This window comes from Methylorubrum podarium (assembly GCF_022179745.1).
Taxonomy (GTDB): Bacteria; Pseudomonadota; Alphaproteobacteria; order Rhizobiales; family Beijerinckiaceae; genus Methylobacterium; species Methylobacterium podarium.
Window position 1 is genome coordinate 1 of the sequence record NZ_BPRD01000107.1, and the last position, 13,425, is coordinate 13,425.

At 70.5% G+C, this 13,425-nt stretch carries 14 protein-coding genes and 1 pseudogene; 8 read left to right on the forward strand and 7 right to left on the reverse strand.

The window, feature by feature from the left end; all coding sequences use genetic code 11:
* From MFF42_RS05700 to MFF42_RS05720, 5 genes are all read right to left on the reverse strand, one after another.
* On the reverse strand, positions 1–3,032 hold a 3,032-nt coding region (locus MFF42_RS05700), incomplete at its 3' end, for an efflux RND transporter permease subunit (protein WP_238254884.1).
* Entirely contained in the window at positions 3,029–4,555 is a 1,527-nt protein-coding gene (locus tag MFF42_RS05705) for an efflux RND transporter periplasmic adaptor subunit (protein ID WP_183667256.1), read from the reverse strand. The genes MFF42_RS05700 and MFF42_RS05705, both read right to left, overlap by 4 nt.
* Positions 4,555–5,046 (reverse strand): FixH family protein, encoded by a 492-nt coding sequence (locus MFF42_RS05710; RefSeq protein ID WP_238254885.1) that lies wholly within the window; start codon positions 5,044–5,046, stop codon positions 4,555–4,557. The genes MFF42_RS05705 and MFF42_RS05710 overlap by 1 nt, the downstream gene beginning before the upstream one ends.
* A gap of 298 nt (positions 5,047–5,344) precedes the next feature.
* Positions 5,345–5,743: a hypothetical protein gene (locus MFF42_RS05715; RefSeq protein ID WP_183667254.1), complete on the reverse strand. Its 399-nt coding sequence runs from the start codon at positions 5,741–5,743 to the stop codon at positions 5,345–5,347.
* Positions 5,744–5,878: 135 nt separating this feature from the next.
* Complete coding sequence (locus MFF42_RS05720; protein WP_063111115.1) at positions 5,879–6,163, reverse strand: hypothetical protein; 285 nt, start codon at positions 6,161–6,163, stop codon at positions 5,879–5,881.
* A gap of 202 nt (positions 6,164–6,365) precedes the next feature.
* On the opposite strand from MFF42_RS05720, the gene MFF42_RS05725 reads away from it, so the two are divergent.
* The 4 genes from MFF42_RS05725 (at position 6,366) to MFF42_RS05740 (ending at position 9,045) form a co-directional block, all read left to right on the forward strand.
* The gene (locus tag MFF42_RS05725) at positions 6,366–7,574 is read left to right on the forward strand and encodes an RNA-guided endonuclease InsQ/TnpB family protein (RefSeq protein WP_183667253.1); all 1,209 of its coding nucleotides are present in this window, start codon (positions 6,366–6,368) and stop codon (positions 7,572–7,574) included.
* Between the two features lie 213 nt (positions 7,575–7,787).
* Entirely contained in the window at positions 7,788–8,153 is a 366-nt protein-coding gene (locus MFF42_RS05730; protein ID WP_183667252.1) for a hypothetical protein, read from the forward strand.
* Complete coding sequence (locus tag MFF42_RS05735) at positions 8,150–8,662, forward strand: hypothetical protein (protein ID WP_183667251.1); 513 nt, start codon at positions 8,150–8,152, stop codon at positions 8,660–8,662. Before MFF42_RS05730 ends, MFF42_RS05735 begins: the two co-directional genes overlap by 4 nt.
* Before the next feature lie 110 nt (positions 8,663–8,772).
* Complete coding sequence (locus MFF42_RS05740) at positions 8,773–9,045, forward strand: hypothetical protein (RefSeq protein ID WP_183667250.1); 273 nt, start codon at positions 8,773–8,775, stop codon at positions 9,043–9,045.
* A 65-nt stretch (positions 9,046–9,110) separates the two neighbouring features.
* Here the strand turns inward: MFF42_RS05740 and MFF42_RS05745 are convergent, their stop codons facing one another.
* Both MFF42_RS05745 and MFF42_RS05750 read right to left on the reverse strand, forming a co-directional pair.
* Positions 9,111–9,761, reverse strand: coding sequence for an NrsF family protein (locus MFF42_RS05745; RefSeq protein WP_012454454.1), 651 nt, complete (start codon positions 9,759–9,761; stop codon positions 9,111–9,113).
* Positions 9,758–10,312: a sigma-70 family RNA polymerase sigma factor gene (locus MFF42_RS05750; protein ID WP_183667249.1), complete on the reverse strand. Its 555-nt coding sequence runs from the start codon at positions 10,310–10,312 to the stop codon at positions 9,758–9,760. Before MFF42_RS05750 ends, MFF42_RS05745 begins: the two co-directional genes overlap by 4 nt.
* Positions 10,313–10,745: 433 nt before the next feature.
* Here MFF42_RS05750 and MFF42_RS05755 point away from each other — a divergent pair, with 433 nt between their 5' ends.
* From MFF42_RS05755 to MFF42_RS05770, 4 genes and pseudogenes are all read left to right on the forward strand, one after another.
* Positions 10,746–10,988 carry a hypothetical protein gene (locus MFF42_RS05755; RefSeq protein ID WP_157914193.1) on the forward strand — a complete coding sequence of 81 codons (243 nt, stop codon included), beginning with the start codon at positions 10,746–10,748 and terminating at the stop codon, positions 10,986–10,988.
* Positions 10,989–11,264: 276 nt separating this feature from the next.
* The gene (locus MFF42_RS05760; RefSeq protein WP_096485543.1) at positions 11,265–11,636 is read left to right on the forward strand and encodes a DUF305 domain-containing protein; all 372 of its coding nucleotides are present in this window, start codon (positions 11,265–11,267) and stop codon (positions 11,634–11,636) included.
* A 799-nt stretch (positions 11,637–12,435) separates the two neighbouring features.
* Positions 12,436–12,669 carry a hypothetical protein gene (locus MFF42_RS05765; RefSeq protein ID WP_041371369.1) on the forward strand — a complete coding sequence of 78 codons (234 nt, stop codon included), beginning with the start codon at positions 12,436–12,438 and terminating at the stop codon, positions 12,667–12,669.
* A 503-nt stretch (positions 12,670–13,172) separates the two neighbouring features.
* Positions 13,173–13,425, forward strand: a pseudogene (locus MFF42_RS05770) (hypothetical protein); the annotation flags it as partial.

Sequence of the window (13,425 nt, forward strand, 5' to 3'; positions counted from 1 at the left end):
CCGCCGATCATCGGCACCGCGATGCGCTGCATGATCTCCGACCCCGCGCCGGTGCTCCACAGGATGGGCAGCAGGCCCGCCATGATGGCGACGACCGTCATCATCTTCGGCCGCACCCGCTCGACCGCCCCCACCATGATGGCTTGGTACAGGTCCGCGCGCGTGGTCTCCCGCCCGGCGGCGAGGGCCGCGGCCCGACGCTCGTCCCAGGCATGGTCGAGGTAGACCAGCATGATCACGCCGGTCTCCGCGGCGACGCCGGCGAGCGCGATGAACCCCACCGCCACCGCCACCGACATGTTGAAGCCCATCCACCACATCAGCCAGACGCCGCCCACGAGGGCGAAGGGCAGGGACAGCATGACGATCAGCGTCTCGGTCAGGCGCCGGAAGTTCAGGTAGAGGAGCAGGAAGATGACGAGCAGCGTCACGGGCACCACGATCTTCAGCCGCGCCTCCGCCCGCTCCAGGTACTCGAACTGGCCGCTCCACTGGACGCTCGTGCCCGGCGCGAGCTGGACCTCCTTGTCGACCGCGTCCCGGGCCTCGGCGACGTAGCCGCCGAGGTCGCGCCCGGTTATGTCGACGAAGATGTAGACCGCGAGCTGCCCGTTCTCGGTGCGGATCGAGGTCGGCCCCCGGGTCAGCTGCACCTTGGCCACCTCGCCGAGCGGCACCGTGCCGCCGGCCGGCAACGGCACCTGCACCTCGGTGGCGATGGCTTGCGGATCCGAACGGAAGTCGCGGGGGTACCGCACGTTGACGGTGTAGCGCTCGCGGCCCTCGACCGTGTTCGTGACGCTCTCGCCCCCCAGCGCCGTCGCGATGACGTCCTGCACGTCCCCGACCGTCAGGCCGTAGCGCCCGAGCGCCTCGCGGTCCGGGGTGATGTCGAGGAAGTAGCCGCCGATGACCCGCTCGGCGTAGGCGCTCGACGTGCCCGGCACGTTGCGCACGACCGCCTCGATCTGTCGGGCGACCTTCTCCATCTCGGCCAGCTCGGTGCCGTAGACCTTGATGCCGACCGGCGTGCGGATGCCGGTCGAGAGCATGTCGATGCGGGCTCGGATCGGCTGCGTCCAGGCATTCGACACGCCGGGGAACTGCAGGGCCCTGTCCATCTCGGCCTTGAGGCTCGCCAGCGTCACGCCGGGACGCCACTCCGCCTTCGGTTTGAGGGTGATGATCGTCTCGAACATCTCGGTGGGGGCCGGGTCCGTCGCCGTCGAGGCACGCCCCGCCTTGCCGTAGACCGAAGCCACCTCCGGGAAGGACTTGATGATGCGGTCCTGGGTCGCCAGCAGCTCCCCGGCCTGGGTCACCGAGATGCCCGGCAAGGTCGTGGGCATGTACATCAGGGTGCCCTCGTTCAGGTCCGGCATGAACTCGGAGCCGAGCTGGCGGGCCGGCCAGAGGGTCAGGCCGAGCGCCGCCACCGCCAGCAGGATGGTCAGCACCTTGGCCCTCAGCACGACCTTGATGACCGGGCGGTAGACCCAGATCAGCAGCCGGTTCAGCGGGTTGCGGTGCTCGGGGATGATGCGCCCGCGCACGAACAGCACCATCAGGGCCGGCACCAGGGTGACCGACAGGAGCGCCGCGGCGGCCATAGCGAAGGTCTTGGTGAAGGCGAGCGGCCCGAACAGCCGCCCCTCCTGGCTCTCCAGGGTGAAGATCGGCAGGAAGCTCACCGTGATCACGAGGAGGGAGAAGAACAGCGACGGGCCGACCTCTGCCGCCGCTTCGACCAGGATCTCGACCCGGGGCCTGCCCGGCGGCGCCCGCTCCAGGTGCTTATGGGCGTTCTCGATCATGACGATGGCGGCGTCGATCATGGCCCCGACCGCGATGGCGATGCCGCCCAGGCTCATGATGTTGGCGCCGATCCCGAGGAGATGCATGGCGCCCAACGCCATCAGGATGCCGACCGGCAGCATCAGGATGGCCACCAGCGCGCTGCGCAGGTGAGCCAAGAACACGATGCAGACGAGCGCCACGATGACGCTCTCCTCGACGAGCGTGTGCTTCAGGGTGTCGATGGCCGCCTCGATCAGCTGCGAGCGGTCGTAGACCGCCAGGATCTCGGTGCCCGCCGGCAGGCTTTTCGCGACCTCCGCGAGCTTCGCCTTGGCGCCCTCGATAACGGTGAGGGCGTTGGCGCCGAAGCGCTGCAGGATGATGCCGCCGGCCACCTCGCCCTCGCCGTTCATCTCGGTGATGCCGCGCCGCTCGTCCGGCCCGAGCTCGACCCGGGCGATGTCCCGCACCCGCAGCGGGGTGCCGGCCTCCGTCTTCAGGACGATGTTCTCGATGTCGGAGACGCTTCTGAGGTAGCCGCGCCCACGCACCATGAACTCGAACTCGGAGAGTTCGACCGTGCGGCCGCCGACGTCGGCGTTGCTCGACCGGATGGCGTCTCGGAGCCTGCTGAGGCTGATACCCTGGGCGCGCAGCCGGTTCGGGTCGACGACGACGTTGTACTGCTTCACGAAGCCGCCGACGCCCGCGACCTCGGCCACCCCCTCGGCGCGCGAGGCGCCGAAGCGGACGACCCAGTCCTGCAGCGAGCGCAGCTCGGCGAGCGTCTGCTGCTTGGCCACGATGGCGTACTGGTAGACCCAGCCCACCCCCGTCGCGTCGGGCCCGAGCGTCGGCGTCACCCCGGCCGGCAGCCGCTTGCCGGCCGCGCTCAGGTATTCCAGCACGCGCGAGCGTGCCCAGTACGGATCGGTGCCGTCCTCGAAGATCACGTAGACGAACGAGACCCCGAAGAACGAGAAGCCGCGCACCACCTTCGACCGCGGCACCGTGAGCATGGCGGTGGTCAGCGGGTAGGTGACCTGGTCCTCGACGACCTGGGGCGCTTGCCCCGGGTACTCGGTGTAGACGATGGTCTGCACGTCCGAGAGGTCCGGGATGGCGTCGAGCGGCAGGGTGCGCACGCTATAGAGACCGGCCGCCACCGCGAAGACGGTCCCGATCAGCACCAGGACGAGGTTGCGGGCCGACCAGCCGATGAGGCGCGCGATCATTCCGGGTTCTCCTCGGCCTGCGCCCGGGGCTCGGCGGGGGACTTGGGCGCCGCCATGCTCTGCAGCGCCGCCTTCAGGTTGCTCTCGGCGTCGATCAGGAAGTTGGCCGCGGTCACGACATGCTCGCCGGCCTGCACGCCCTCGCGGATCTCGGTGTAGCCCTCGCCGCGGGCGCCGATCTTGACCTCGCGCGGCTCGAAGCGGCCCTCGCCCTTGTCGACGAGCACGACCTGGCGCGCGCCCGTGTCGATGACGGCATCGTTCGGGACCGCGACGACGGGCTTCGTCGCGCCGGTCCCGATCTCGACGTCGGCGTACATGTCGGGCAGGAGCACCCCGTCGGGGTTCGGCAGCTCGATGCGCACGCGGGTGGTGCGCGTTTGCGTGTTCACCTGCGGGTAGATCAGACCGACCTTGCCGACGAAGTCGCGCCCGGGGAGCGAGCGCATGCGCACGCCGACCGGCTGGCCGACCTTGACGCTGCCGAGGTCGTATTCGGGCACCTCGGCCAGCACCCAGATCGTCGAGATGTCGCCGATCCGGAACAGGGTGTCGCCGGCCGCGGCCTTCATGCCCTCGACGGCGGTGCGCTGCAGGACGAGGCCGTCCCGAGGCGCGGACCAGGTGATGGCCATCGGCACCTTCCGGGTCCGCTCCATCTCGTTGATCACCTCCTCCGAGACGTTCAGGTTCTGCAGCCGCCGCCGGGCCCCGTCGAAGCCGGGATTGGCGATGAGCTGGGCGGCGGCCGCGTTGATCTCGGGCGAGTAGACGTGGACCAGGGGCTGGCCCTTGCGCACGCGGTCCCCGGTCGTGACGTTCTCGACGTGGTCGACGTAGGCGTCCGACCGTGTCGCCACGACGGTGACGCGCCGCTCGTCGAGGGTGACGGTGCCGGGCACCCGCACGGCGCGGCTGACGACGCGACGTTCGGCCCTCTCGGAGCGGACGCCGGTGCGCTGAACCTTGCCGGGCGAGATCTTGAGGGTGTTGCCCTCCTCGGCCTCGCCCTCGTAGACGGGGACGTAGTCCATCCCCATCGAGTCCTTCCTCGGCACCGGCGAGGTGTCGGGCAGGCCCATCGGGTTGCGGTAGTAGAGGATTTTCCGGCCCCCGGCCGGGGGCGCGGCGTAGGTGGCGTTCGCCGTGGCCTCCTTCGCGGCGGGCCGGGGCTCGAAGTCGACATCCCCGCCGACACGCACGGGAAGGTAGTCGCGTCCGTCGGGCGTCCGCGCCGGGGCGAGCGCGTAGGCCGCCTTTCCGTCGGGATCACGGTAGTAGAGGACGGGCGCATCCGCGGCCGCGGCCGGCTTCGCGCCGCGACCGACGAGCGGGCCGGAGACCGACGGCGGCAACCATGCCGGCAGGGGCCATCCCGCCGCGCCGGCCCTCAGCCCGGCAAGGGCCCCGCCCGCGACGGCGAGGGGCAGGAGGACGAGGCCCGCGACCCACGCCCTCGCATGGCCGCCCCGGGGGGCGCGCTCATGGTGCCGCGCCAGGTGGATCGGTGTCGTCTGGTCCATCACTCGACCGCCCTGAGCACGAGTTGGTCGTGGACGGTGCCGGTCTCGCCCGGCACCTTCGCGGCCAGCGAGAGGCGCCAGCGGCCCTCCATCGTCAGGCCGGCCCTGAAGGCGTGGATGCCCGGTCCTGGGCTTGCCTCGGGCTCCAGCTTGCCGGTCATCGTCGGCATCCCGTCGGGCGCCATGTCGAGGCGGCGCGCGTAGACGAGCGCGTCGGCCACGGGCTTGCCGACGCGTGCGTCGAGCAGGCGGACCCTGAGGGTCGCCTCGCCCGCCTTGGCCTCGGGATCCAGGAGCTCGAAGGCATAACCCTTGAGCTCCGGGGGCATGGGTCGCGCGGCCTGGGGCAGCCACGCCGCGACCGGTGCGGGAAGCCGCGTCGCGACCGCGTTGGGAATATCCCATGCGCCGCGCGCGAGCCCGTAGCCGGCGCCGGCTCCCGCCACGGCTCCTACGATGAGGACGAACCCGAGCAGGAGCCATGCGCCCATTCCGGCCGGCCGGCGCCCCTCCTGGTCAGCGGCGGAAAATCCTTCCCGTCCCGTCATGGCGCCATTCGCGGAGCCGGGGGGATGGGGAAGCGCGCCGCGCGGCTCGGGGCACGCCGGATGCGCCGGGGTCCCAGGGGCGGGACGCGGCGGGGATGCGGGATGTTCGATGGACACGGGGATGTTCCTGTTCCGGAGCGTCTGGACGCGGGGCCTCGACCGTTCGGACCGCCGCGAGGCGGCGATGCGCGAAGGCTGCCGTGCACGCGCGTGCACGGGGCGGCACCGCTCTCGGGCGGGCTCAGGAACGCGGTTTGGGAGGGGGGGCCTGCGGGGCTGCGGCCAAACTTGGCCGGGTATGGTCCTGCCGAACGGGCAGGAGGACCGGGGCGACCAGGGCATCACCGGCAAGTGGGGTAGGCAGGATCCCTGCTACGATCTTCGCGGCGCAGGCCGCCGCGAAGGGGCAGGCCTTGGTGTCGCGGCAGTCCGGGTCCGAGGGTGCGGGATCGCAACACGGCATGTCGGCAGGCATCGGCGCAACGTGCGGCGACGCGACGTCGTCCTGCTGCGCGACGATGTCCCGGTAATCGCCGCCCGCGAAAGCGCGCGCCTGCGCGGGGGCGACAAGCGCCCCAGCAACCAGGCCGAGCACGGCGAGGGCCGTGAGCAGGCGCGCTATGGTGGATCGGATCGACATCCACTCCCAGGATCCCACTGATCGGGGGCCTTGCCTAGCCCCGGACGCGCCGGGCTCGCGACAAGCCCGACGACGACAAGTTCGCAAATGCGGGCCCGCGGGTTACAGCCGCGTGCGCAACGTGCGCGACGCTGATCAGAACGCGGGTCCGCCCGAAGTGGCGCCGAGGTTCTGAGCCTCGGCGGGACGCTCGGGGAACTGGGCGTTCCCGCGCGTGCTGCTCCTCAGGTCCCGTCCCTGGAGATCACGCCCCTCCCAAACGCGGCCGAGGCTGCCCGTCACCTCGGGCGCGGCTCCCGTCGGGCCTTCCAGGACGCTCCAGCCCGCCGAGGGAACGGCCTCGCCGGTCAGCCTCGGGTGCGCCCAAGCGCCGCCGGTCATGAGGGTGGAGGCCACCAAGGTCGCAAGGATGTACTTCATCGAATGCTCCATCGTCTTTCGCGTTTGCCTTCACGGCGCCGCTACCGACGACTTCGGGACGCGCGGACGATGCGTTACAGTAGAAGCGCGGAAAGCCCCGCCCTTAAGGGCGGGGATGGATAGCGCCGGCGGCGACAGCCGCCATCCAGGCATCCGTACCAAGGCCCTTGCCTGCGTTCCGCTTCCGTTCTAGCCTTGGTCCGTGCTTCGCGTCCAGGCATACCGGTTCGTCCTCCGGCCCGACGGCGCGCAGGAACGGCTCATGAGACGCTCCTGCGGCGCGCGCCGCTACGTCTTCAACAAGGCCCTCGCCCTGCAGAAGGAACGTTACGCCGCCGGCGGGAAGCACCTCTCCTATGCCGACCTCTGCAAGCATCTCACCGCCTGGAAGGCCGACCCCGCCACCGCCTGGCTCAAGGAGGTGCACAGCCAGGTCCTGCAGCAGGCGCTCAAGGACCTCGACCACGCCTACCGCAACTTCTTCGAGGGGCGGGCCGAGCTCCCGCGCTTCAAGAGGAAGGGCAAGGACGACGCCTTCCGCCACCCGCAGAAGGTCGAGCTCGACCAGCCGAACGGGCGCATCCGCGTGCCCAAGCTCGGCTGGATGCGCTACCGCGCCTCCCGCGCCGTCGAGGGCGCGGTCGGGCAGGTCACCGTCTCGCTGAAGGCCGGCAAGTGGCACGTCTCGGTCCAGACCGAGCGCGAGGTCGAGAAGCCGGTCCACCCGTCGACGACGCTTGTCGGCATCGACGTCGGCGTGACGCGTTTCGCCACGCTGTCCGACGGCACCGTCATCGAACCGGCGAACGCGTTCCGCAAGGCCGAGGCGGCGCTCGCGAAGGCGCAGCGGGCGATGGCCCGCAAGACCAAGTTCAGTAGGAACTGGAGGAAGGCGAAGGCGAAGGTACAACGGGTCCAGGCACGCATCGCCCGCATCCGCTCCGACTTCCTGCACAAGGCCTCGACGACCGTCAGCAAGAACCACGCGGTGGTCTGCGTCGAGGACCTGGACGTGCGGGCGATGACGGCGAGCGCGGCCGGGACGGTCGAGGAGCCGGGCGTGAACGTCCGTCAGAAGGCGGGGCTGAACAAGGCGATCCTGGACCAGGGGTGGGGCGAGTTCCGCCGGCAGGTCGGGTACAAGCAGGAATGGCTCGGCGGCTGGCTGCTGCCGGTGCCGGCTCCGAACACGAGCCGGACGTGCCCGGAATGCGGGCACGTGGCGGCGGAAAACCGCCCGAGCCAGGCCGTGTTCCGGTGCGTGGCGTGCGGGTACGCGGCGAACGCGGACGACGTGGCGTCGGTCAACATCGCAAGGGCGGGGTACGCCCGGCAAGCCTGCGGAGAGACTTCGCCCGTTCGGGCGTCGGCCCAGGAACCCACCGAGGCGGGTCCGGCCCTCGCGGCCTGACACGCGGTAGGAATCCCCGCCCTCCAGGGCGGGGAGGATGTCAAAGAGACCGGTGCCAGACCCCATATCCGCGGGGACCGAAGTTCTGTGGAAGTCGAACCGAGCCCCAACTCCGACGTTGTCGGGTCTCCGGGCGTCGGGCATAATGCCCACGGTCCGAAACGCGTGTGGCTCCAGAGGCATCCCGTGCGTCCCGAGGTAAACAGGGAAGTCGTGAACGACCGTGCCAAGCTGATGATCCATCGGCTGGTGGCGCGTCGGCTCGCGCGCGACCCGGGCATCCTCGATAGCGCCAAGATGGCCGTCATGCGGCTTGAGGCGGACTACCCCGAGCGCACCTTCGTCTCCGAGTGGCGCGAGATCCTCGGGCAGCCGCCGGGGACGATCCGGCAACTCCTCACCCGGTGGGACGAGGGTATGCAGCGGCTTCGGCTGTCCTCGCCGTTCTTGGAAGGGGAGGGCGTGTCGTTCGTGCGCGACCCGAACGTCCGGAAGCGGATCTGGCGCCTGGCACGCAAAGGCGCGGCCGCCCAGCGCGCGGCGCATGCCGGCCGCCAAGGCTCCTCCGTTCCGGCGTGAGCCGTCCGATTGAGATCCGGACGGTCGCGGACCTGGAGCGCACCGCCCGCTCGCTGGCGTTGCACTTCAAGGCCCGCACCGTGGTGGTCGTCGGCAGCCAAGGCATCCTCGTAGGCTGGCCCGGCGCGCCGGTCACGATGTGCATGTCGCCCGAGATCGACGCCTATCCCGCCAACGCCCGGGCCTGGGAGGCAGCCCAGGACGACGACCTCGCGGAGGCATCCGAGGAGATCTCCGTCATCTTCGGCGAGGGCTCGCCCTTCCACGCGGCGCACGGTTTCTACATCGACGGCGTCGACGACCGCACCGCCCGCCTGCCGCCCTCGTGGCCCGCGCGCGGTGGTGCGGGAGGTGAGAGGCCACGGCACGGCGACTGTGACGGTGGTGGCCCCCGGCCCGGACGACCTGATCGTTTCCAAGCTCGCCCGCCTCGCCGACAAGGACAGGGACTACATCGCGGCCTACCATCGGGCCCGGCCTCTCGACCTTGCCGTCATCCAGGCGCGTAGCGGAATGCGGGTTCGAGGAAGTTCTGGCACAGCGTGCGCTCGCCTTCCTCGCCGGCCTTCCCTCGCCTCCCGGGCGCGCGACCGCCGCACCCGTGCGGGCAGGGGCTGTCGTGCCACCCCATCCCGCGGGGACGCACTGCGCCTTCCTCATGGACGAGGGCCGTTCGGTTTCGGTCCGCGCCTGGAACGAGGCGGCCGGGCTCTACGATATCCTCGACAATCCGCTCGGCCCGGCGGTCGTGGCGCAGGACGGGACGAGCGCCTTCCGGATCGACGGGGAGGCGCTCACGCAGGCGGCGTGGGACGCGCATCCGCGCGTCCGGGCCGCTCGACAGGGCGACCTGTCCGGGTACCCACGGCCGAACTGGAGGCCTCCGGGCTGACCCGCCCCTGAAGCGGGCGGCGGGCCGGGAGCGGTTCGCCCTTGCGTACGGGTGAGCCGACGGCCTTACCAGCGCAGCAGGCGAGGCCCGAGAAGCGCGCCCGCCAGCGTGCAGAGGGCAATCGTCCCGCCGTACCAGAGCGCGATGAAGGGCACGGTGTCGTCCATGCAGTGAATCGCGTAGCCCATCGCACTCACGCCGCCCGAGGCGAGCCCGACCAGGGCCCCGGCCCGGACGAGGTCCGTCGGCGCGCCGAACCTCCGGACCGCCCACATCAGGGTCGCGAAGGGGACCACCGCGATCACCGGGATGGAGACGAGGCATTCGAGCCACATATGGCCGGTGAGCATGGTCCCCCAGTGGGCCGCCGGCGCGTTGGCGAGGCTGAGGGCAGCGAGGACCATGACTGCCGCGAACGGCAGGGCCGCGATGCCGAGATGCACCCTCCTCTCGCCCCCTGGGCGAGCGATGCGACCGAGATAGCGCAGGGCCAAGCCACCGACGGCGAGGGCGAAGGCCAGCTTGGCCAACAGGAAGGTCAGTGACTTGCCTTCACCCAAGTCAGGCCGGACGCCCAATGCGAGAAGGGCGAGGCAGAGTGCCCCGGCGGCCCCGATGGCGGCCCCGAGCGCGATCCGCCGCAGCATGCCGGGAGACTTGGCAGGCTCGCTGGCGAAGCTCGCGCCGAGCAAGCCGATGAGTTCGTCGGTCTTCATTCCCCTTTGCCTCCTGCCATGGCGGCCAACGCCTTCAACCCGCGGTGGACGCTGACCTTGACGGCCGATTCCGACATGCCGGAGCGCGTCGCGGCCTCGGCCACGCTCAGACCTTCGACCTTCATGGCCCGGATCGCTTGCTGCATCTTGCCGGGAAGGCGACCGAGCAGGCGCTCGACGTCGAGCGTGCTCTCGACGGCGGCGTGGTCGTCGCGCGCGACCAGCTCGCTCGCATCCTCGACGGGTACGTCGGCGAGGGAGGCGCGCGTACGCCGGAGATGGTCGATGAGCTTGTAGCGCGCGATGGCGTAGAGCCACGGCGTGACCGGTTGGCCAACGTCGTAGGTGTGCCGTCGCGTGTGAACCGCCATCAACGTTTCCTGGACGAGGTCCTCCGCCTCCGGCGCGGCGCGTCCGGAGCGCGCGAGCTTACCCTTGAAATAGGCCCGCAGGTGGGGACCAAGTCGCTCCAGGAACAACCGGTAGTCCGCCGCGCTTCCGGCGAGGCCGGACGATAGCAATGCCCGCAACTCGTCTTCCTGACTGATCAAGACGCCTCTCTCGGCCACACCGCGAAGACGCGTCTGACCCGGCCATCAAACACGTCACCGCGGCTCGCCTCGCATTCGATCCGCGCGTGCCGGCCCCGGACACGCGCCCACCCGCCCGCGCAGCCTTCGCCGGGGCTAAGGCGAACCCGAGCCGCGAGCGGGCAAGGGCTCGACCACCGGAGCGGCCGGCCCGGTACCGCCGCCTCGCACGGACGCAGTGCCCGCCAGGACCAATCCGCAGGAAACGCGCAGATGGTTACAGGGCCCCACCTGCCCATTTGCCCACCCCGCGACCCAGCCCGCCCGCTGTCGGCCGGCCCCTCCATTTTGCTCGGAACGCTCGCGGAGGCAACAAAAACGCCTGTATACCCCCGGATCGTATATGGGGCCAAGCGCGTTCCTTGAGCCGCAGAACGACGATGGAGGTGAAGGGATGCCGAAACTGTTGCAGGTCGGGTTGCTCGTGGCCGCCGCGGCCGCATTCGGGTCCACGGCAGGGCCGGCGCGGGCGCTCGACGAAGTCGGGGCCGCCCACGGCGACCAACACGGCGCGGAGCGCCATGGACACGTCATCGAGCACAGGCAGACGCACGGCCATCATGGTGAGGCGGACCATCACGAGGAGCATCATGAGGTCGTGCGCGAGGGCGGCCACCACCGGGAAGGGCGTCACTGACACGGGGTGCCAAGCCCCGCCGACACCCTCATCCCGTCGCCCGTGGCCTTCTCGGCGACGGGCGCGCTCGTCGGGAGCTCAGCGTTCCCGTGGCGTCACCCCAGACCGCGGCTGCAGGACGCCGGGGGGGCTGGCGGGCGCGGCCATCCGGATGGCAGCAGGCTTGTTCGCGCCCGGCCTACGACCCAACCCAACAGAAAAGCGCGATCGGACGGCGAACCTGGATCACGCCGCCGGGTTGTACCCCCACAGGGTAAAACGAACAGAGAGGCTCGCATGAAGGTAGTGAGAACCGCACTCGTAGCCACGGCACTCATGGCTTCCGGCGCGACACCGTCGCTCGCCCAAGGCGGCCAGGGCGGGTCCATGTCGGGCATGGACATGAAGAACATGGGCCCTCTGCAGAAGGCCTCCATGGAAGCCATGGACAAGATGAACAAGGCGATGATGCAAGGCATGATGGACCCCGATCCGGACTTGGCCTGGATGAAGGGCATGGCGGCACACCACCAGGGCGCGGTCGACATGTCCGAGGCCGCCATCAAGCATTCAAAGGACGAGACGGTGGTGAAGGAAGCCCGGAAGACGAAGGAGGAAAACGAAAAGAGCCTGCGCGAGATCCAGGCCAAGATCCGGAAGGAGAAGTAGATCTTCCACCCCTGGCCTCGCTGCGGACCGCCGACGGGTCAGGGCAACGACTCGACGGCTCGGCGACGCCTTGTCTGGCGGGCCCGCTAGCTACGGTCCCGGCCAGGCTCTCCGCGGGCCGGAATCACCGCCGTCCGGGTCGTCGGGGTCAGGCTGGCCGAACAACTTCTCCCCGTCGCCGAAAGCGGACACGGCCACGGCCGGAGGAGGGAGCGTCCAGCCGACGTCAGAGGATCCTGTTGGCGCTCCCCCCTGCATAAGGGACACCTGCTGTCCGTGAACTCAGGCGCGCAGGCCAAGTGCCGCGCTTGCATCGTCCGGAAGTTCGGCGGCGAGGTTGCGCCGCGGCTGCGCCGGTGCCACCGGCCGATGTCGAGACAGTCCGGTTCTGTCTCGCCCACGAATGGCGGTTCGCCCAGGATCTGTTCCGCGCCATCCCGATGAGCTGTCCCGGCCCCGAGCCCAGGATCGGTTCGGCTTGGGTTTTCCGGGCCACGTCGGGCAAGCGCGGCGGCAGCCTGCCCGCTGAGAGCCGGGTTCCGCGCGGGTGGCGGCAGGCCGCGACGCCGTCCATCTCGTCGTGTCGTCCGACCGCTGCGGTCAGGCTGCGACCGGGCCGGGCGCAGACCGGGCCCGGAGCCGCTGGGACACCGCAATGCCGGGCTGGTCTCCCCGGGGCGCGGCCCCGGGGTCTTGGCCCGACCGCAGTTCGAGATTCGAACGGTCTGCAACCTTTTCCGCGTCGGCCCCGAACTCTTCCAAGAAGCCGCCAGCTTCTTGAGAAGAGGGAAACGTAGCCATGAACCGAGCTGTCCATGCCGCCCTTCTGGGCGCCGCCTTGATGGCCTGGATGCCGGGTAACGCCCTTGCCGGCGCCTGGGACAACGTCCCCCCTGCTTGGCGCAACGAACGGTATCAGAAATTGCGTCCCGCATTCCGCTCGCTCGACGACGGCCTGACGACCGGTTCGATCCGGCGCGCGCCCCAACGCCCCGTCACCGAGCGCCCCGAGCCGGCCGGCGCTCGGCGGTGAGACGAGGCCGCGCGGTCCGTGGTGCACCCTGGCGCGGCACCGAGGACAGGATCAGGTCGCATCGCGACCATCTCGGACCCGGCACCCGGGAGGCCGAGGGGGCGGGCGTCCTAGCCTCACGGGCCGGCGCCCTCTTGCCCCGGTCAGGACTGACATCGAGGCCCCGCCCAAAGCTCGGAAGGCAAGACCGGCGTCACGGGCGCCTGGGGAGATCCGCATCGTCGCGAGCCGGCCTAGGCCGCAGGCAATCGCACCCTACGCAGAGACGCCCAAGTCACGAGCCTCCAGAAGCCCGCCGGCACGATCTCGACACCTCTCGGCCGCCGCGCGGGCATGACCTGTGACCGAATTCCAACAGCGCCGAGGGCCGAGGCAGGTTCACATTAAATCAAAGTGTTCGTGCGTTGCCCGGCAAGTCCATCCGTGCGACGATTGGGTCGGGTTTTGGCAGGGTCTCTGGGTCCTTGGCAGTTCTTCGCGCAATGTTGCTTGCCGTGCTGGCGATGGCCGTGGCCATCGCCCCGGCGGCGCCGTGCACGATGCAGCGCCACGCCGCGGCCGATCACGCCGCCGCCGACCAGGCCGCCGCCGACCCGCATGCCCACCACCGGCACGGAGCCGGCTCCGCCGACGCGCCCGCGGGAGCGGCCCTCCAGGCGGACGGCCCCGACTGCCAGCGGCATGCCTCGGCCGGCCAGCACCACCCGGGCGGCCACGGCCACCACAAGCGGCCGGTCAGCTGCGCGGCCACCTGCT